This window comes from Thermoflexus sp. (assembly GCF_040289485.1).
Classification (GTDB): Bacteria; Chloroflexota; Anaerolineae; order Thermoflexales; family Thermoflexaceae; genus Thermoflexus.
This window is the reverse complement of record NZ_PSLG01000005.1, coordinates 1-19,200: the sequence shown is the minus strand read 5'-3', so window position 1 is coordinate 19,200 and position 19,200 is coordinate 1. Positions and strand designations below refer to the sequence as shown.

General features: G+C 69.8%; 15 protein-coding genes. 8 read left to right on the top strand and 7 right to left on the bottom strand.

Features of this window, described 5'->3' with window-relative positions; genetic code table 11:
• Positions 1 to 3: 3 nt before the first annotated feature.
• Positions 4 to 1,425 carry an undecaprenyl-phosphate glucose phosphotransferase gene (locus tag C4313_RS01585; RefSeq protein ID WP_352428126.1) on the top strand — a complete coding sequence of 474 codons (1,422 nt, stop codon included), beginning with the start codon at positions 4 to 6 and terminating at the stop codon, positions 1,423 to 1,425.
• Between the two features lie 16 nt (positions 1,426 to 1,441).
• Here C4313_RS01585 and glyS read toward each other — a convergent pair whose 3' ends face one another.
• The 4 genes from glyS to C4313_RS01565 all read right to left on the bottom strand — a co-directional run bounded on the left by glyS (position 1,442) and on the right by C4313_RS01565 (position 6,902).
• Positions 1,442 to 4,453: a glycine--tRNA ligase subunit beta gene (glyS, locus tag C4313_RS01580; RefSeq protein WP_352428125.1), complete on the bottom strand. Its 3,012-nt coding sequence runs from the start codon at positions 4,451 to 4,453 to the stop codon at positions 1,442 to 1,444.
• 65 nt (positions 4,454 to 4,518) lie between these two features.
• Positions 4,519 to 5,700, bottom strand: coding sequence for a cobalamin-independent methionine synthase II family protein (locus tag C4313_RS01575; protein WP_352428124.1), 1,182 nt, complete (start codon positions 5,698 to 5,700; stop codon positions 4,519 to 4,521).
• Between the two features lie 34 nt (positions 5,701 to 5,734).
• A complete protein-coding gene (locus C4313_RS01570; protein WP_352428123.1) occupies positions 5,735 to 6,325 on the bottom strand; it encodes an OsmC family protein in 591 nt (196 codons plus the stop codon).
• 46 nt (positions 6,326 to 6,371) lie between these two features.
• Positions 6,372 to 6,902: an OsmC family protein gene (locus C4313_RS01565; RefSeq protein WP_352428122.1), complete on the bottom strand. Its 531-nt coding sequence runs from the start codon at positions 6,900 to 6,902 to the stop codon at positions 6,372 to 6,374.
• Between the two features lie 368 nt (positions 6,903 to 7,270).
• Here C4313_RS01565 and C4313_RS01560 point away from each other — a divergent pair, with 368 nt between their 5' ends.
• Both C4313_RS01560 and C4313_RS01555 read left to right on the top strand, forming a co-directional pair.
• Positions 7,271 to 7,732: a Fur family transcriptional regulator gene (locus C4313_RS01560; RefSeq protein WP_352428121.1), complete on the top strand. Its 462-nt coding sequence runs from the start codon at positions 7,271 to 7,273 to the stop codon at positions 7,730 to 7,732.
• Between the two features lie 3 nt (positions 7,733 to 7,735).
• On the top strand, positions 7,736 to 9,679 hold the full coding sequence (locus C4313_RS01555) for a heavy metal translocating P-type ATPase (RefSeq protein WP_352428120.1): 1,944 nt from the start codon (positions 7,736 to 7,738) through the stop codon (positions 9,677 to 9,679).
• Positions 9,680 to 9,785: 106 nt separating this feature from the next.
• On the opposite strand, the gene C4313_RS01550 is transcribed toward C4313_RS01555, so the two are convergent.
• Positions 9,786 to 10,238, bottom strand: coding sequence for a hypothetical protein (locus C4313_RS01550; protein ID WP_352428119.1), 453 nt, complete (start codon positions 10,236 to 10,238; stop codon positions 9,786 to 9,788).
• Between the two features lie 183 nt (positions 10,239 to 10,421).
• Between C4313_RS01550 and C4313_RS01545 the strand changes: the two genes are divergently transcribed.
• The 5 genes from C4313_RS01545 (at position 10,422) to C4313_RS01525 (ending at position 17,123) form a co-directional block, all read left to right on the top strand.
• Positions 10,422 to 12,890: an ATP-dependent Clp protease ATP-binding subunit gene (locus C4313_RS01545; protein WP_352428170.1), complete on the top strand. Its 2,469-nt coding sequence runs from the start codon at positions 10,422 to 10,424 to the stop codon at positions 12,888 to 12,890.
• A 48-nt stretch (positions 12,891 to 12,938) separates the two neighbouring features.
• Positions 12,939 to 13,424, top strand: coding sequence for an NYN domain-containing protein (locus tag C4313_RS01540; RefSeq protein ID WP_352428118.1), 486 nt, complete (start codon positions 12,939 to 12,941; stop codon positions 13,422 to 13,424).
• Positions 13,425 to 13,439: 15 nt separating this feature from the next.
• A complete protein-coding gene (locus C4313_RS01535) occupies positions 13,440 to 13,652 on the top strand; it encodes a hypothetical protein (protein WP_352428117.1) in 213 nt (70 codons plus the stop codon).
• Positions 13,653 to 13,736: 84 nt separating this feature from the next.
• A complete protein-coding gene (locus C4313_RS01530; RefSeq protein ID WP_088571144.1) occupies positions 13,737 to 14,048 on the top strand; it encodes an NIPSNAP family protein in 312 nt (103 codons plus the stop codon).
• Positions 14,049 to 14,402: 354 nt separating this feature from the next.
• Entirely contained in the window at positions 14,403 to 17,123 is a 2,721-nt protein-coding gene (locus tag C4313_RS01525; protein WP_352428116.1) for a valine--tRNA ligase, read from the top strand.
• Positions 17,124 to 17,170: 47 nt separating this feature from the next.
• Here the strand turns inward: C4313_RS01525 and C4313_RS01520 are convergent, their stop codons facing one another.
• Entirely contained in the window at positions 17,171 to 17,629 is a 459-nt protein-coding gene (locus tag C4313_RS01520) for an Hsp20/alpha crystallin family protein (RefSeq protein ID WP_352428115.1), read from the bottom strand.
• Between the two features lie 201 nt (positions 17,630 to 17,830).
• Positions 17,831 to 19,200 (bottom strand): aldehyde ferredoxin oxidoreductase family protein (locus tag C4313_RS01515; RefSeq protein ID WP_352428114.1); only part of this gene is annotated, 1,370 nt, incomplete at its 5' end.

Here is a 19,200-nt window from a genome sequence, read left to right as displayed (position 1 = left end):
CGGATGGGTCGGCGGATCCCTGGATGGTGGCGTTGGGTGCGCGTCGGCCTGGATCTGGTGGTGATCCAGGTCGCTTTCGTGCTGGCCTACTGGATGCGTTACCGGTGGGAGTGGTTCCGCGAGATCACCTTCGACGCGCCCTTCTCGGCCTACATCCCCTTCCAGATCGCCTGGACGCTGCTGCTCCTCCTCACCTTCTGCCTGGACCGGGTGTATCCCCCCCAGATGGGGGCGGCGTGGCTGGAGGAGATGTATCGCATCCTCAACGCCGTGGCCAAGAGCACCCTGGCCCTCATGGCGGTGGTCTTCTTCTCTCAGTCCCTCTTCTACTCCCGCCTCATGTTCCTGGAGGCCGCCCTGCTGGTGGTGCTGCTGCTGGGCGGCCTGCGCTTCGTCGAGAGCCGGGTCGAGCGCCACCTGCGCCGGCGCGGCGTGGGGGTGGTGCGGGCCCTCATCGTCGGGGCCGGGGATCTCGGCAGAGCGGTGATGCGGGCCGCCCTGGCCCGGCCGGAACTGGGCTACCGTATCCTGGGCTTCCTGGACGACGACCCGGAGAAGGCGCACACCGATATCGGGCCTTTCCGGGCGTTGGGGACAGTGGCGGATCTGCCCCGGGTTCTGGCGGAACATCCCATCGATGAGGTCATCATCACCCTCCCGATGGCTTCCTATGAGCGCATCCAGGAGGTGGTCCGCCATTGCGAAGCCCGCCGGATCCCAGCCCGCATGGTCCCCGACCCCTTCCAGTTGGCGCTGAGCCGGCTGGACGTGCGGGACCTGGACGGGATCCCGTTGATCGGGGTGCGGGAGGTCCGCCTCTCCTCCGCCCAGATCCGCCTGAAGCGGGCGATGGACCTGGCCCTGGGGTCCTTGCTGTTGTGGATGGCCGCCCCCCTCATGGCCCTCATCGCCCTGGCCATCCGGCTGGATTCCCCGGGGCCGGTGATCTTCCGACAGGTGCGGGTGGGGAAGGACGGCCGCCTCTTCACGATGTATAAGTTCCGGACGATGCGGGTGGGGGCGGAACAGGAGCAGGAGCAGTTGCGGGCGCTCAACGAGGCCAGCGGCCCGCTGTTCAAGATCCGGAACGACCCGCGGGTCACCCGCGTGGGGCGGATCCTGCGGCGGCTGAGCCTGGACGAGTTGCCGCAACTGATCAACGTGCTGAAGGGGGAGATGAGCCTCGTCGGCCCGCGGCCGCCGTTGCCCTCCGAGGTGGAGGCCTACAAGCCCTGGCAGCGCCAGCGCCTCTCCGCCGTCCCCGGCATGACCGGGCTCTGGCAGATCTCCGGCCGCAGCGACCTCACCTTCGACGAGATGTGCCTGCTGGACATCTACTATATCGAGAACTGGTCCCCCATGCTGGACCTGGAGATCATCCTACGGACCATCCCCCGGGTCCTCATGGGGGAGGGAGCGTATTGAGCGCCATCCCCCGGGCTCAGAAGCCCTCCAGCCGGCTGAGGTCGGCGATCCCCTGCGCCAGGTCGGCGATGGCCTGGAGGAGGGCCAGCCGGTTGCGGCGGAGCACCTCCTCCTCGTGCATCACCAGCACCTCCTCAAAGAAGCGGGTGATGACCGGCTCCAGCCGCTCCAGGGCCTGCACCAGATCGGTCACCGGCCCCTCCGGGTCCACGGCGCGTCGGGCCTCCTGGACCGCTGTCCACAGGGCGCCTTCGGCCTCCGTCGTGAAGCGGGTGGGGTCCACCTGGGGGGCCGGATGGCTCCCCTCGCCCTCGGCCTTGCGCCGGATGCGCACGCACCGGCTGTAGGCCGCCAGCAGGCGGGGCCAGTCCGGCCGCGCCACCGCCGCCTGGAGGCCGGCTGCGCCCTCGGCCGCCAGGGCCGGATCGTCCCCGCGGGCGGCCAGGACCGCCTCGACCACGTCATACCGGTAGCCGGCCTCTTGCAGGGCAGCCCGTTGCCGGCCGACCAGGAAGGCGTGCACCTCCTCAAGGGTGGCCTCGGGCACAGGCACCGGCTGGACCTGGGCCGCTGCCGCCAGGGCCTGGCGCAGGGAGAAGCGCAGCCGGCGGGCCGTGAGGATCTGGATCAGGCCGGCGGCCGCGCGGCGCAGGCCATAGGGATCCGCCGAGCCGGAGGGGGCCAGCCCGACGGCGAACAGGCCGACCAGGGAGTCCAGCCGGTCGGCGATCCCCAGGGCGATCCCCGGCCGGGTCTCGGGCAGGGCGTCCCCGGCGAAGCGCGGGAGGTAATGCTCAAAGATAGCGGTGGCCACCGCCTCGGGCTCGCCGCTCCGCCGCGCGTATTCGCGCCCCATCACCCCTTGCAGTTCGGTGAACTCGATCACCATCTGGGTGGCCAGGTCCGCCTTGCACAGATGGGCGGCCCGCGCCAGGACGGCCTGTTCCTCCGGGGTCAGCCCCAGCCGCTGGCCGATGGCCGGCGCCAGGGCCTCCAGGCGCCGCGTTTTGTCCAGCATGGAGCCCAGTTGTTCCTGGAAGGTGAGGGTAGCCAGGCGGGGCAGGAAGGCCTCCAGGGGCTGGCGGGTGTCCTGCTCGAAGAAATAGGCCGCGTCGGCGAAGCGCGCCCGCAGCACCGCCTCATTCCCCCGACGGACCTGGTCCAGGCCCCGCCGCCCACCGTTGCGCACGGCCAGGAAATAGGGGAGCAGACGACCGTCCGGCCCCACCACGGGGAAATACCGCTGGTGCTTCCGCATCACCGTGATCAGGACGTCCGGAGGGAGCCGAAGGGCCTCCGGGTCGAACTGGCCCCGCAGGACCGTCGGGGCCTCCACCAGGTTGGCCACCTCGCTCAGCAGCTCCGGATCCTCAGGCACCCGTCCGCCGACCTCCCCGGCCAGGGCCTCCAGATCCCGGCGGATCCGCGCCCGCCGTTCCTCCACGGAGAGCAGGATCCGGAACCGGCGCATGGCCGGGAAGTAGTCGGCGGCCTGTTCCAGGCGGAGGGGCGGGGAGCCCCGGAAGCGCGGCCCGCGGGTCTCGCGCCCGCTGACCACGCCGGCGTAGGAGAAAGGGATCACCGCCCGCCCGTAAAGGGCGACCAGCCAGCGGATGGGCCGGGCGAAACTCACCCCGCTGCCGTTCCACCGCATGCTCCCTTCGAACCGGAGGCTGCCGATCAGGCGGGGCAAAAGTTCCCCCAGCACCTCTGCCGTCGGCTGGCCCTCCGTCCGCTTCACGGCCCCCACGTAGCGGCCCTCCGGGAGATCCCGCACCGTCAGGGCCTCCACTGGGACCCCCTGAGCGCGGGCGAAGCCCCAGGCGGCGGGGGTCGGGCGGCCTTCTGCGTCGAAGGCCGCGTGGGCGGGCGGGCCCTTCACCCACGTCTCCACCGCCCGGGTGCGGGGCTGGAGGCGGCGCACGTAGAGGGCCAGCCGGCGCGGCGTGCCGTAGACCTGCAGGTCCTCATAGTCCAGGCGGGCCTCGGCGAAGAGGGCGGGGGCGTTCTCGGCCAGTTGCCGCAGCGCCGCCTCGAGGTCCCGCGCGGGCAGTTCCTCGGTGCCGATCTCCAGCAGGAAGTCCTCCGCTGTCTCCACCGACGGCGGAGGGGGGAGAGGGGCCGGCGCCGGGGCGGGCGGCGCCTTCTTCAGGAGGGGAAAGCCCATGCGCTCCCGCTGTTCCAGGTAGAGGGTGGCGATCTGTCGCGCCAGGTCCCGCATGCGGGCGAAGTAGCGGGCCCGCTCGGTGACCCCGATGGCCCCTCGGGCGTCCAGGAGGTTGAAGGTGTGGGAGCAGCGCAGCACGTAGTCGTGGGCCGGGATCACCAGGCCGCGGGCGATGCAGGCCCGGGCCTCGGCCTCATAGTGCTGGAAGAGCTCCCGCAGCCGTTCGATGTCGGCCAGTTCGAAGTTGTAGACACAGTGCTCCACCTCCGAGGTCCGGAGGATCTCCCCGTAGGTGTGGGTGCCGTCCCAGTCTAGGTCCCAGACCGAGGAGACCCCCTGCAGGTAGAGGGCGATGCGTTCCAGGCCGTAGGTGATCTCCACGGCCACCGGGTCCAGCGGGAGCCCCCCCGCCTGCTGGAAGTAGGTGAACTGGGTGATCTCCATCCCGTCCAGCCACACCTCCCAGCCCAGGCCCCATGCCCCCAGCGCTGGGGACTCCCAGTTGTCCTCGACGAAGCGGATGTCGTGCTGGTGGAAGTGGATGCCCAGGGCCCGCAGGCTCTCCAGGTAGAGCTCCTGGGGGTTGCCGGGGTCGGGCTTCAGGATGACCTGGAACTGGTGGTGGAGTTGCATCCGGTTGGGGTTCTCGGCGTAGCGCCCGTCGGCCGGCCGGTAGGAGGGCTCCACGTAGGCCACCCGCCACGGCTCCGGCCCTAGCACCCGCAGCACGGTGGCCGGGTTCATGGTCCCAGCGCCGACCTTCTCGCTGTAGGGCTGCCAGAGGAGACAACCCTGCTCAGCCCAGAAGGCCTGGAGCCGCAGGATGATCTCCTGGAACGACAACGGACGACGGGATGGCATCCTCGATCCTCCGGGTGTGGGCTTTCCTGCGTTATTGTAACCCGGAGCGGAAGGGGGAACCCCTCTCAGGCGGCCCCGAACTCGCGGCGCAGTTGCTCGGCGGCGGCGCGGATGGCCTGGAGTTTCCGGAAGGCCACCTCCGGGGTGGCCACCGGTCGTTCGGCGAAGGTGCCGAACCCACAATCTGGGTTCAGGAAGATCTGGCCCGGCTCGAAGTAGTTCAGAGCCTCCTTCACCCGGGCCACGATGAACTCAGGGCGCTCCACCTCCGCCGTCCGCGGGTTCACCACGCCGAGGCCGATCTCCCGCTTGCGGGCGACTGCCCGGAACACGTGCAGATCCCCCGCCCGCGGCGTGGCGAACTCCAGCACCCACTGCTGGACCCGCATGGCCTCCAGGGTGCCCAGTAGCGGCTCGTAACTGCCCGTCAGCAGCGCCTCCTCCCGCGTGGTCCAGTTCCCCCGGCAGATGTGGACGCCGATGCGCACCCCCTCCACGCCCAGGACCACCCGGTTGATCAACTGGGCCGCCCAGGCCAGTTCCACCTGGGGATCCTCCGCGGCCGCCGAGAGGGAGGCGCACATGAACGTCCGGCTGTGCACCGGGGGCTGGAACACCACCTCGGTGAGCACGGGCTCGTCCAATTGGATGAAGTCGGCCCCGGCATCCCGCAGGCGCAGGATCTCCTCCCGCAGGATGGCCACGATGTCCCGGGCCAGGTCCTCCCGGGTGGGGTAGACCCGGTCGGAGAGCCCCTGCACCCACATGGTCCGGGTGAGGAGGTAGGGACCGGGGAGGGGGATCTTGACCGGCCGGTCGGTGTGCCGGCGCAGAAACTCCAGTTCGTCCAGCGCCAGCGGCATCTTCAGGCGCACCCGATCCACTGCGACAGGGGTCTTGATGGCATAGGATGGCACGTCCAGCTGGCGCAGGATCTGCTCGAAGAACGATTTGTCCTCGGCGTAGTCATACATCTCGGCCACTGTCATCAGCCGGACGCCCTCCAGTTTCTCCACCACGAAGGAATAGAAGTTGTCGCGGCGCTGCTCCCCGTCGCTGACGATCTCCACGCCGGCCTCCTCCTGGGCCCGCAGGGCCTCCAGGACGGCGCGGTCGGCGATCTCCTGGAACTCCCGGAAGGAGATCTGGCCGGCCTGGCGCTTGCGCAGCGCCTCGAGGAGCCATGGGGGCCGCGGCCAGCTGCCCACCACCGTCACCGGGAAGAGGGGCAAACCGTTGCGTGCCATCGTTCCCTCCTGTTCGGATGAGGTGAGCCCGGGTTCAGCACGGCATCCCGCCGCGGGATTCCGCCGCGCCCGGATCCTCCGCGGGCGTGGTGCGGAACCACCAGCCGGCGACCGTGGCCAGTTCGGCCCGCAGGGCCACGGGCCGGGCGAAGGTGTTGCCGACCGGGGAGGTGGCCACGGTCTCCTCCCACAGGGCCTGCAGAGTCTCCTCGTCGGCGTCGGCGTCCACATAGGCCTTGAGGATCACTTCCCGATAGCCAGGATGGCCCTCCCCCTCCAGGCCCAGGAAGCGCAGCAGGTTGTCGATGCGCCCTTCCAGGGCGACCTCCAGGTTGCGGACGGCGATGCCGCGGCGGGTGGCGTTGAAGATGAAGCCCAGGCCCAGGCAGGCCCCCAGGGCGCCCAGGGCGTATTCCAGGGCGCTGAGGCCCGCCTCCCGGCCCGAGCGGTCCACCGACTCGTCCACGACGAAGGATTGGTTGCGGATCAGGACCCGGCCCTTCAGGCCGCCCTCCCAGCGGAAGCGCGCCCAGCGGGTCGGCTGGACGGCCTCGGGGCGCTCCCGGGCTGTCTCCAGAAGGGCCTGCAGCTCGTTCAGGTCCACACCGTTCAGTTGCGCGCTCACGCTCGCACCTCCCAGGGAAGAGGATCCGGGAGCCCCGCCATGGGGCTCAGGAGGCCACCCGGCTCAGGATGGGGCGGAGGGCCACCGATCGGGCCAGGGTGTTGCCGACCGGCGAGGTGGCCACGGTCTCGGTCCACACCGCCTGCAGCGTCCCCTCGTCCGCGTCGGCGTCCACGTAAGCACGGACGGTGATCTCGCGGTAGCCGGGATGCCCCTCCTGGCTCAGGCCCAGGAAGGTGAGGATGTTGTCGATCTCCCCCTCCAGGGCGATCTCCAGATGACGCAGGGGGATCCCGCGCTTCGTGGCGTTCAGGACGAAGCCCACCGTGAGGCAGGCCCCCAGGGCCCCCAGCACATACTCCACGGCGTTAGGCGCCTCGTCCTTGCCGGCCAGGTCCGCCGGCTCATCGATGAGGAACGAGTGTTCCCGGATGTAGGCCCGTCCCTTGAACCCGCCCAGCCAGCGGACACGGGCCGACCAGCGGTTCAGGGCCCGGGCCGCCTCCGGATCGCGCTGCACCTGGGCGACCAGTTGCTGCAGAGCCTCCACGTCCAAGCCGTTCAACAGGACCCCCATGGAACACCTCCAGGATCAGAATGCGGATCGCCTCCGCGCGAAGCGGGGCGAAGCCGGGGCGCGGGGATGGGGAAGGCGGGGACAGGGGGAGGCCGGTCGCCTTCAGCGCAGGGCAACGCCCGGGCAGGCGGCCGCCCACTGCCCCCGCCCACGACAGATACCCATGGGGTTCCGGTGGAGGATCCCCACACCCTGCATCGTCGGGCCTGCCCACCCCGCCGCAGGTTCCGAAGCGGACCGAAAACCGATTGCCCTTATTGTAACCAGGCCCTCGGGGATCCGTCAACCTGCCCCCCGCCCTTGACAAAACCGCCGGGCCGCGATAGCATGCATTTGGAAAACGATTTTCTTTGGAGAATTGTTATCCAATGGATCAGCGACGGCGGCTGCAGGCGATGTTGGAGGGGTTGCGGGCCTCGGGGCTGCGGCTGACCCCGCAGCGGGTGGCCATCTGCGAGGTCCTGACCCGGAGCCGCAACCATCCCACGGCCTATCAGATCCACCGGCGCCTCCGGCGCCGGTTCCCCACCATGAGCCTGGCCACGGTGTACAAGACCCTAGACGCGCTGGTCCGCCTGGGGTTGGTGAGCGCCCTGGGGGATGCGGGGGACGGGATGGTGCATTACGACGGCGCCACCGATCCCCACATCAATCTGGTCTGCCTTTCATGCCACCGGGTCCAGGACTTGGAGGACGTGGCGGTGGAGGGCCTCCACGCCCAGGTGGTGGCCCGCTCCGGTTATGTGCTGCGGGGCGCCCGCCTCGTCTATTACGGCCTGTGCCCGGACTGCCAGCGCAAGGCGCGGTCGAAGTCCCCTGCGGAGGCCTAGCCGATGGCGCAGGTGCATCGCTGGATCGTGGCGGAGCGCCGGCTGGAGTTCCCCTTCGTCGGGCTGACGCTGGCCGCCCTGTTGGGCGGGCTGCTCGCCCGGTCCTGGGCCCCGGGCTTGGAGGGGTTCTTCTGGCTGGCCGCCTATCTCTCGGGCGGCTTCTACGGGGCCCTGGACGGGAGCCTGGCCTTGCGGGAGGGGCGGCTGGACGTCAACCTGCTGATGCTCCTCTCGGCCCTGGGGGCGGCGGGGATCGGCCACGCCGAGGAAGGGGCCACCCTTCTTTTCCTGTTCTCGTTGTCCAACGCCCTGCAGTCCATGGCCCTGGAGCGGACCCGTCGGGCGATCCGCCGGCTGCTGGATCTGCGCCCGGCCATGGCCCGGCGCCTCCGGGAGGGGCAGGAGGAGTGGATCCCGGTGGAGCAGGTTCGGGTTGGGGATCGCCTTCTCATCCGGCCGGGAGAGCGGATCCCGGCGGACGGCGTGGTGCGGGCCGGCGTCTCCGCCGTGGACGAGTCCCTGCTCACCGGGGAATCCATGCCGGTGCCCAAGGGGCCGGGGGCACCGGTTTTCGCTGGCACCCTCAACGGCCACGGGGCCTTGGAGGTGGAGGTCACGCAGCCGGCGGCCGACACGATGCTCGCCCGGATCATCCAGTTAGTGGAGACGGCCCAGGCCCAGCGGGCCCGCACCCAGCGGGCCATCGATCGGTTCGAGCGGGGATATGCCTGGGTCGTGATGGCCGGGGCGGCCTTGACCTTGCTGATCGCCCTGGGGCTGGGCCAGCCTTTCGAGCGGGCCTTCTACCGGTCCATGACGTTGCTGGTGGTGGCCTCGCCGTGCGCCCTGGTCATCAGCACCCCCGCGGCCTTCCTGTCTGCCATCGCCGCGGGAGCCCGCCGGGGACTCTTGTTCAAAGGTGGAGGGGCCCTGGAGGACCTGGCCCGGGTCCGGGTGGTGGCGATGGACAAGACCGGCACCCTCACGGAGAACCGGGTGGAGGTCCGTGCCGTCCGCTCCCTGAACGGGTCGAGCCCGGAGGCCGTCTTGGCCCTGGCGGCGGCTGTGGAGGCCCGTTCCGAGCATCCCATCGCCCGGGCCATCCTGGAGGAGGCGCGGGCCCGCGGGGTGGTGCCCCCTGAGATCCGTGAGGTGGAAGCGCGGCCGGGCCTCGGGGTGGTCGGCCGGCCGGATGGGCGGTCGATCTGGGTGGGCGCGCCGCGCCTCTTCCAGGAGGAAGGGATCCCTGTCCCCGAGGCCGTGGCCGCCGCGGTGGAGGCTGCCCGGGCGGCGGGCCACACGGTGTTGCTGGTCTACGATGGGGCGTGGCAGGGGATCGTGGAAGTGGCCGATCGGGTGCGGCCGGAGGCGCGGGAGGCGGTGCAGGCCCTGCGCCGCATGGGGGTGCAGGTGGTCATGCTCACCGGCGATCACGCCGCCGTCGCCCGGGCGGTGGCCCAGGCGGTGGGCATCGACCGGATCGAGGCCGGCTTGCTGCCGCAGGAGAAACTGGAGCGCATCCGCGGGCTGGCCCGCGACCGGGGGCCCGTGGCGATGGTGGGGGACGGCATCAACGATGCCCCGGCCCTGGCGGCGGCCGCCGTGGGCATCGCCATGGGCCGGATGGGCAGCGATGTGGCCATCGAAACTGCCGACGTGGTCCTGCTCCAGGAGGACCTGCGCCGCGTGGCCGAGGCCATCGCCCTGGCCCGGGCGGCGATGCGGGTGGTGTGGCAGAACGTGGCCTTCGCCGCCGGGGTGATCGTCCTGCTGGTCGCGCTGACCTTCGGGGTGGGGCTCCCCCTGCCGCTGGCGGTCGTCGGCCACGAGGGGAGCACGTTGCTCGTGGTGCTGAACGGGTTGCGCCTGTTGGGCTGGCGGCCGCGCGGGATCACAGGCAGCGCCACTCCTTCTGGATCGTCCCCTCGCCCGGCGACCAGCGGGTGATCCGCCAGCCTTCCCCCTGGGCGATCCTCTGATAGCGCTCCGCGGGGTAATCCACGATGCGCTCGACCCGCACGACGCGGTTGGGGCCGCAGGGCAGATCCGCCCGCTAGATCCAGGTCTCGTGGGTTTGGATCTCGATGCGGTCGGGGGCGGGCCGGGCGGCGACGGCGCAATCGACGATGCGCCCCTCGATCTCGCGCATCGTCCCCTGCAAGGCCCGGATCGCCTGCCGCAATCGGTCGCCCTGGCGCTGGGCCTCGAGGGCGGCATCCCCCCAGGCTGTCGCCAGCGCCTCAGCGGTCCCCCGGCCCCGGATGTAGTCCGCCTGAGCGTGGTTGGCCCCTTCGATGAGTGGGCGGATGGCCGGCTCGCAGGCGGAGGGCCCAGGGGGCGACGGCGAGGGGCTGGGAAGGGCCATCTGGGTGGGGCCGGCGGCTGTTGGCGCCGGGGAGGGCGTGGGCATGGAGGTGGGGGAAGGGGCCGATGGGGGCGCGGTGGGAACGTGGAACAGCGGATAGCGCACCGGGGCGTAGCCGGCGGTGAAGCGGAGAAAACTCAACCCCAGGAACGCCAGCCGCCCGGGACCAGCCGTGGGGGGGCGATTTGGTGGCTCTAGGAGGATCCCGTATAATGAAGCGGGGGAACGTCCCCGGGACCTTTACAGCGCCCCGTGGGCGCCGTCGGACGAGGTGGACGATCCGCCCTGGACCGTCTTGCCAGACAAGGAAAGCACCGGACGATGATGCGCTTTGATCACTTCACAGAACGGGCCCAGGACGCCGCGGCGAGGGCCTATGAGATCCTCCAGCGCTACGGGCACAACCAGGTGGACACCGAGCACCTCCTCCTGGCTCTCCTGGAACAGCCCGACGGGGTGGTGCCCCAGTTGCTCCAACGCCTGGGGGTCAGCGTGGACTGGATGCGGGGACGGCTGGACGAGGTGTTGCGGGCCAGCCCCCGCGCCTCCATCTACGGCCTGGGCGGGGCCGGCCAGGTGTTCATCACCCCGCGGGTGAAGCGGATCCTGGACCTGGCCAATGAGGAAGCCCGGCGCCTGGGAGATGACTACATCTCCACCGAGCACCTCTTCTTGGCCATCGCCACCGAGCGGAACACCCCCACCGCCCGCATCTTGATGGACGCGGGGGTGACCCGTGAGCGGATCTACGAGGCCATCAAGGACCTGCGGGGCGGCGCCCGGGTCACCGATCCGGGGGCGGAGGGCCGCTACCGGATGCTGGAGCGCTACGGGCGGGATCTCACCCGGCTGGCCCGGCAGGGGAAGCTGGATCCGGTGATCAACCGGGAGGAGGAGATCCTGCGGGTCATCCAGGTGCTGTGCCGGCGGACCAAGAACAACCCGGTGCTGATCGGCGAGGCGGGGGTGGGCAAGACGGCCATTGTGGAGGGTCTGGCCCAGCGCATCGCCGCCAATGATGTCCCCGAACTGCTGATGGGCAAGCGGATCGTGCAACTGGACCTGGCGGCCATGGTGGCCGGGGCGCGGTTCCGAGGCGAGTTCGAGGAGCGCCTGAAGGCCGTCATCGAGGAGGTCCAGCGGGCCGAGGGCGAGGTGATCCTCTTCATCGATGAGATCCACACCGTGGTGGGGGCGGGGGCGGCCTCCGGGGCCCTGGACGCCGCTTCCATGCTCAAGCCGGCCCTGGCCCGCGGGGAACTGCGGTGCATCGGGGCCACCACCCTCGACGAGTACCGGAAATACATTGAGAAGGATCCGGCCCTGGAGCGCCGTTTCGCGCCCATCTTCGTCGAGGAGCCCTCGGAGGAGTCCGCCATCCAGATGCTCATGGGCCTGCGGGAGCGCTACGAGGCCCATCACCAGGTGCGCATCAGCGACGAGGCCATCGTGGCCGCTGTGCGCCTCTCCCGCCGTTACATCCCGGAGCGCCGGCTCCCCGACAAGGCCATCGATCTGATCGACGAGGCGGCGGCCCGGCTGCGGGTGGCGTTGAACACGTTGCCCCCCGCCCTCAAGGCCGTTAAAGTCGAGATCGGGCGGCTGATGCAGGAGGAGGAGCAGGCCGGCCTGAACCGGGATTACGAGCGGGCCGCCCACATCCGGTCGCGGCGGCTCCGCCTGCAAAAGGAGTTCGAGGCCCTGCGGGCCCAGTGGCAGCGGGAGCGCAACTTGGACGAGGTGGTCTCTGCCGAGGACGTGGCCCGGGTGGTGGCGGCCTGGACCGGAATCCCGGTGGTCCAGGTGATGGAGACCGAGGCCGAACGGCTCCTGCATATGGAGGAGCGGCTGCGGGAGCGAGTGGTGGGCCAGGACGAGGCCATCGCCGTGGTGGCCGACGCCATCCGGCGGGCCCGGGCTGGCTTGAAGGACCCGCGGCGGCCCATCGGCTCCTTCCTCTTTTTGGGCCCTACGGGGGTGGGGAAGACAGAACTGGCTCGGGCGTTGGCCGAGTATCTCTTCGGGGATGAGGACGCCCTGGTGCGGCTGGACATGAGCGAATACCGGGAGTATCACACCGTCTCCCGCCTCTTCGGCGCGCCGCCCGGCTACGTGGGCTACGAGGAAGGTGGACAACTGACCGAGGCGGTGCGGCGCCGGCCGTATCGGGTGATCCTCTTCGACGAGATCGAGAAGGCCCACCCCGACGTATGGAACGCCCTGCTTCAGATCCTGGACGACGGTCGCCTCACCGACGGGCAAGGCCACACAGTGGATTTCCGCAACACCATCATCATCATGACCTCCAACGTCGGCACTGAGTATTTCCGCCGCGCGGGATCCCTCGGCTTCGTGCCGGCGGCCTCAGAGCGGGAGCGGGCGGAGGAGCGCCAGCGGATCGAGCGGGCCCTGCGGGAGACCTTCCGGCCGGAGTTCCTCAACCGCATCGACGAGGTGGTGATCTTCAACCGCCTGACCCTGGATCACGTGATGCAGATCGTCGACATCCAGATGCGCCAGATCCAGGCCCGCCTGGCGGAGCACGGCCTCCAGGTGGTCCTCACCGAGGCGGCCCGCCGCTGGCTGGCGGAGGAGGGCTACGACCCCGCCTTCGGGGCCCGCCCCCTCAAGCGGGTCCTCCAGAAACGGGTGGAGAGCCCGCTGGCCGTGCGGCTGCTCCGGGGGGAGTTCCGATCCGGCGACACCATCGTGGTGGATGTCGCTGACGGCGATCTGGTTTTCCAGCGGTCGTCCGCCGCCGTCCCGCTGCTGGAATCCGTGCCCCAGCCTTGATCGCCCGCAGCGGCGCGCGAGGCGGGGCGCCGGGGGCGCGAGGGGACGATGCCTTTCCTCATCGACGGCCACAACCTCATCGGGGCCATGCCGGACCTCCATCTGGCGGATCCGGACGATGAGGCCCGCCTGGTGGAGCGGTTGCAGCGGCTGGCCCTGCGCACCGGGCGTCGCATCACGGTGGTCTTCGATCGGGGCGCGCCGGGGAGAGCCCGCGATCGGACGTCGCGGGGTGGGGTGACGGTGCGCTTCGCCCCGTCCGGGGTCACCGCTGACGCGTTGCTGATCCGCATCCTCCAGGCCGAGCGCAACCCCCGGGGCCTCATCGTGGTCTCCTCGGACCGCCGCGTTCAGGAGGCGGCCCGCCGCCGCGGCGCCCAGGTGTGGTCGAGCCCAGCCTTCGTGGCCTATCTGCGGCGCGCCCTGGGCACGGTCGAGTCCGCTGCCCCGGGGAGCGAGGAGAAGCCGGAGGCGGACGCGGAGGGGCTCGAATACTGGCTGCGCCGGTTCCGGGCGAGGTCGGCGGAAAATTGATCCGGGAGGTTGTCGATGTTCGAGGATATCCGCCAGCATCTCTCCGAGGTCCCTGAGGGGGAGGTCATCGAGGAAAAGGTGGAGACAGAGCCCTCCTCCGGACTGCCGGGCGGACTGACCTTCCTGAAGGGCCTGACCCCTATGCAGCGGCTGATCCTGGGGGGGCTGTTGCTCCTGGACCTTTGCGCGTTGGCGGTGCTTCTCCTCCTGGTGGTCGGCGTCCTTTGAGTTGCCCAAAAAGGCAGATGCCGGCTACAATATAGAGCAAACCGCGCGGAAGGGATCCCCGTTGCCTGGGGAGGGAGCGTAGCGATGGCCGAGATGGTCAAACTGCTGATGGCCTGGGACATCAAGCCCGGCCACGAACAGGAGTATTTCGAGTTCATCGTGCGGGAGTTCGCGCCGGGGATGATGCGCCTGGGGATGGAGCCCACCGACGCCTGGTATACGATGTATGGGGAAGGTCCCCAGATCCTCACTGGCGCCATCGCCCAGGATATGGAGACCTTGCAGCGCATCCTGGCCAGCCCGGAGTGGCAGGAACTCAAGAAGAAGCTTTTCCGCCACGTCCGGAACTACAAGGAGAAGATTGTGAAGGCCACGGGCCGGTTCCAGGTGATCTGATGGCCGCCTGAGGACGGCCCGGCGGGGATCTGAGGAACGGCGGAGAAGGGGAGGAGTAGGCAGCGGCCCCGGCGCCAGCGAGGGGGGATGGGTGGAAGCCCCTGTCGGCGGCGCTGCTGAAGGTCGCCCTGGAGCCGGCCGGATGACCGTCCGCCCCGGCCGGCGGACCTGAGTCCGGCCCGGGTGGCCGCCCGTTATCGCGGCAAGAGGGCAGGGGGATTCGGAAGCCCCCTGAAGCAAGGTGGTACCGCGGGAGGTCTGCCCCCTCTCGTCCTTGTGACGGGAGGGGGCTTTCGTTTCGGGGGCCCAGGCGGGGCGCCCCGTGGGGATATCCCGGACGAAGGAGGGAGACGGATGGCGAGCCGGGCGATGGAGTTGCCCAAGACTTTTAACCCGCAGGAGATCGAGGAGCCCATCTACCGATGGTGGGAGGAACGGGGCTTCTTCACCCCCCGCATCGACTGGTCCAGGAAGCCCTTCGTGATCGCCATGCCCCCGCCCAACGTCACCGGGGAGCTTCACATGGGCCATGCCATGTTTGTGACCCTGGAGGACCTGATGATCCGGTATCACCGGATGCGAGGGGATCCCACCCTCTGGGTGCCAGGGACGGATCACGCAGGGATCGCCACCCAGGTGATGGTGGAGCGGGAACTGGCCCGGGAGGGCCTGACCCGCCAGCAACTGGGCCGGGAGAAGTTCCTGGAACGGGTCTGGGCCTGGAAGGAGAAATACGGAGGGACCATCACCCGGCAGTTGCGCCGCCTGGGGGCTTCCTGCGACTGGACCCGCGAGCGGTTCACCATGGATCCGGAGCACTCGCGGGCCGTGCGCGAGGCCTTCGTCCGCCTCTACGAGCGCGGCCTGATTTACCGGGCGGAGTATCTCATCAACTGGTGTCCCCGCTGCGGCACGGCCCTCTCCGATCTGGAGGTGGAGCGGGAGGAGGAGGAAGAGGGGCTGCTCTATTACATTCGCTATCCGCTGGTGGGCGACGGCTGGGAAGGGCCCGCCGCGCCGTGGGGCAGCGGCCGCTGGGCGGAGGGCGCCCGGGCCTTCATCACCGTGGCCACCACCCGCCCCGAGACCCTACTGGGGGACACGGGGGTGGCGGTGCATCCGGAGGACGCGCGCTACGCGGCCCTGGTGGGCCGCACCGCCGTGCTTCCGGCCCTGGGCCGCCGCATCCCCGTCCTGGCCGACCCCGCGGTGGACCGGGATTTCGGCACGGGGGCAGTGAAGGTGACCCCCGGCCACGACCCCATCGACTACGAGATCGGGGAACGGCACGGCCTCCCCCGCATCAACGTAATGAACCCCGACGCCACCCTCAATGAGAACGCTGGGCCCTACGCGGGGATGGACCGTTTCCGGGCTCGGGAGGCTCTGGTGGCCGATCTGGAGCGGGAGGGCCTGCTGGAGCGGGTGGAGCCCCACCGCTACGCGCCCGGCCGCTGTCAGCGGTGCGACACCATCGTCGAGCCCATGCTCTCCCTCCAGTGGTTCGTGAACGCCAAGCCCCTGGCCGAGGAGGCCATCCGGGTGGTGAAGGAGGGGAAGATCCGGATCCTGCCCGAGCGCTTTGAGAAGGACTACTTCCGCTGGTTGGAGAACATCCGCCCGTGGTGCATCAGCCGCCAACTGTGGTGGGGCCATCGCATCCCGGCCTGGTATTGCGACGACTGCGGGCACATCACCGTGGCCCGGGAGGATCCGACAGCCTGCGCGCGGTGCGGGAGCCCGCGCATCCGGCAGGACGAGGACGTGCTGGACACGTGGTTCTCTTCCGCCCTCTGGCCCTTCTCCATCCTGGGCTGGCCGGACGACACCGAGGACCTGCGCTACTTCTACCCGACCACGGTGATGGAGACCGGCTACGACATCCTCTTCTTCTGGGTGGCCCGCATGGTGATGATGGGCCTGGCTATGACCGGAGAGGTGCCCTTCCGCATCGTTTACCTCCACGGGCTGGTCCGGGACGAGAAGGGCGAGAAGATGAGCAAGACCAAGGGCAACGTCATCGACCCCCTGGTGGTCATCCGGGACTACGGGGCCGACGCCTTGCGCTTCACCTTGGCCACCGGCTCCACCCCGGGCAACGACATGCGCCTCTCCCTGCAACGGGTGGCGGGCAGCCGCAATTTCGCCAACAAACTGTGGAACGCTGCCCGTTTCGTGCTGAGCCAGATCCCAGGCCCCATCGCCCGGCCCTCGCTGGAGGACCCGGGGCTCACCCTGCCGGATCGCTGGATCCTCTCTCGTTATCACCGCACCGTGGCCGCGGTCACCGAGGCCCTGGAGGGCTTCGACTTCGGGGAGGCGGGCCGGCTGATCTACGAGTTCACCTGGGATGCCTTCTGCGACTGGTATATCGAGATCGCCAAGGAGCCGCTCTACCGGGGAAGCGAGGCCGACCGCGCTCGGACCCGAGGCGTGCTCGTTTATGTGCTGGATGGGATCCTGCGCCTGCTCCATCCATATATGCCTTTCATCACCGAGGCGTTGTGGGGTTACCTCCGGCGGGCGGGGGTCACGGATGGGGCGGAGGGGCTGATCGTGGCGGCGTGGCCGACCCCCGGCCCCGTGGATCCGGCGGCCGAAGCCGACATGCAGCTCCTCATTGAGGTCATCCGAACGCTGCGCAACGCCCGGGAGACCTACCGGGTGCCCTCAGCGCAGCGGCTGGCGGCTGTCCTGGCCGTGGGGGACAAGCGCCCGCTCTTCGAGGCCCACCGGTCCCTGCTGGTCTCCCTGGCCCGCCTGGATCCGGAGCGCCTGGTCCTCCGCGAGGCCGCTGAGCCGGTCCCGGAGAACGCCCTGATCTACCCGGTGGGGGAGGTGCGGATCTACCTGCCGCTGGCCGGGCTGGTGGACCTGGAGGCGGAGCGGGCTCGGCTGGCGCGGGAACTGGCCGACCTCGAGGCGCGGATCGCCCGGACCGAGCGCCTGCTGACCTCCGAGTTCGCCGTCCGGGCACCTGCCTCGGTGGTGGAGAAGGAGCGCCGCAAACTGGAGGAACTGAAGGCGCGACGGGATCAGTTGCGGGCGGAGTGGGAGCGGCTGGGGCTTCGCTAAAAAGCGCCGGGGGCGTCCTTTTCCGGACGCCCCCGGGTTCGGTCCGCTCACCGGGCCACCTGGACCTTGATCACACGCGGCCGGATTGCCTCGGCCTTGGGCACCGTCACGTGCAGGACGCCGTTCTCCAACCGGGCCTCGATGTGCTCCGCATCGATGGGATCGCCGAACTCGATGGTCCGCGCGAAGCGCCCGCCGGACCAATCGCGGCGCAGGATGGCGACGTTCTTCTCGTTCTCGATCTCCGGCGCGGCCATCTCGCCGCGGATGGTCAGGGTGGAGCCCAGCGCCTGCACCTCCAGGCTCTCCGGCCGCACGCCGGGCATCCGGATGGCCACGTGATAGCGATCGGGCAGTTCATAGAGGTTCACCGGCAGCCCGGCGCTGAGGCTGGTCCCCCCGTCGAAGGGTCGCACCAACGCCTGGTCGAACAGGCGGTCGATGGCCTCGCGCAGCGTCATGAAGGCCGCGTCGAACGGATCCCGGAGCATCAACTCGCGCGCCATAGGCCTCACCTCCTTTCGCCGTGGGATCTTCGCCTGCACCCCTGTGGGTTTTTCCAGCCTCTATGGTAGCGGCGGCGCCTCAGAGGAACATTAGTGCCGGATCAGAGGAGCGCCAGCGAGGCGTTAACGATCCGTTAGCGGCCGGCGGCGGGAGAGGAATGGGAAGTTCCCCGTTGGGCGGTGGGGGAGGGGGAAGCGGGCTTATCCCGCCTCCAGGATCCATTCCAGGCCCAGGGCGGCCAGTTTCTCCCGGGTCGGCATGCCGGTCCGAGGATCCCATCCCGCCAATTCATAATAGCGGGTGAGGGCGGCCTCCCATTCGGCCCGGTCCACGTATAACCCCTCGCTCTTCCCGCCCCGGAGGGGCTCGAACAACCGCGGGGGCAGGGTGTCCCGATCCCTCCCGGCGCCCTCCCGGGCGTTGAAGGCCCGCAGCATGTTCAGCCGCCGCTCCCCCACCGTCATCACCTCCTCCATGGTGACCTCCCATCCGGTCACCGCCCGCAGCATGGCGATCAGTTCCTCCGGCCCGTAAAGCTGCCATGAGGGGCCGAAGACGAACTGGCAGAGGTCTGCCGTGTCCAGGAAACTGTAGAACTTCTGGGTCTCATAGGCGAAGCGGATCTTCTCCTCGTTCAGCGCCCGTGGGGGCTGGGGGTCGGTCAGGCCCAGCCGGGCCAGGCGCTCCAGGAAGGGCCGTGGGGTTTTCGGCATATACAAGGTGTCGTGCTCGCTGGACTGGTGGTCGGCGCCAAAGGGGTTCACCGCGTAGATCAAGGCCAGGGAGCGCTTGAGTTGGGGCATGTGGGCGGGCAGCTCCTGGCCCTTCACGGCGACCACGCAGCCCTCCGCCCCCCGCCCGATGATCTGGGCTGCCCGCGCCGAGCCCTCGGCCAGCAGGTCCCCGATCCCTTCCCGGCGCACGATCTGTTCCAGGAGCCGGATCATGGCCTCGGCGTCGCCGAAGCGAAGGGGGAACCCGATCTCGGCCTCGGTGAGGATCCCGCGCTCGAAGCACTCCATGGCGAAGGCGATGGTCGCTCCGCAAGAGATGGTATCCACCCCATACTGGGCGCAGATCTGATGGGCCAGGGCGATGGCCTCCAGGTCGCTGACCCCGCAATAGGACCCGAAGGTCGAGAGGGTCTCATACTCGGGGCCGCCGTAGCGCGGATCCACCCGGCGCCCCCGCCATTCGGCCTCCACCACTCGCTTGCAGCGGACGACGCAGGCGTAACAGGTGTCGCGGTCCTTCAGGATGGTCTCGGCCATCCGCTCGCCGGTGATGGCGTCGGCCCCTTCGAAGAAGCCGCTGGTGTAGTTGCGGGTGGGCTGCCCACCGGCGGCGTTCTGGGCCGCCAGCACCCCCGCGGTCCCGTAGATCCCCAGGTTCTTGACGGCCAGGTTGGCCTCGTAGGCGGCCGGTCCCTGCCGGATCAGCCGCTGGAGGGCCTGCGGATCGTAGACGGGCGGACGCCAGCGGCCGCGGACGGCGATGGCTTTGAGGTTCTTGGAGCCCATCACCGCGCCCAGGCCGGTGCGGCCGTGGGCCCGGTTGGCCATGTGGATGA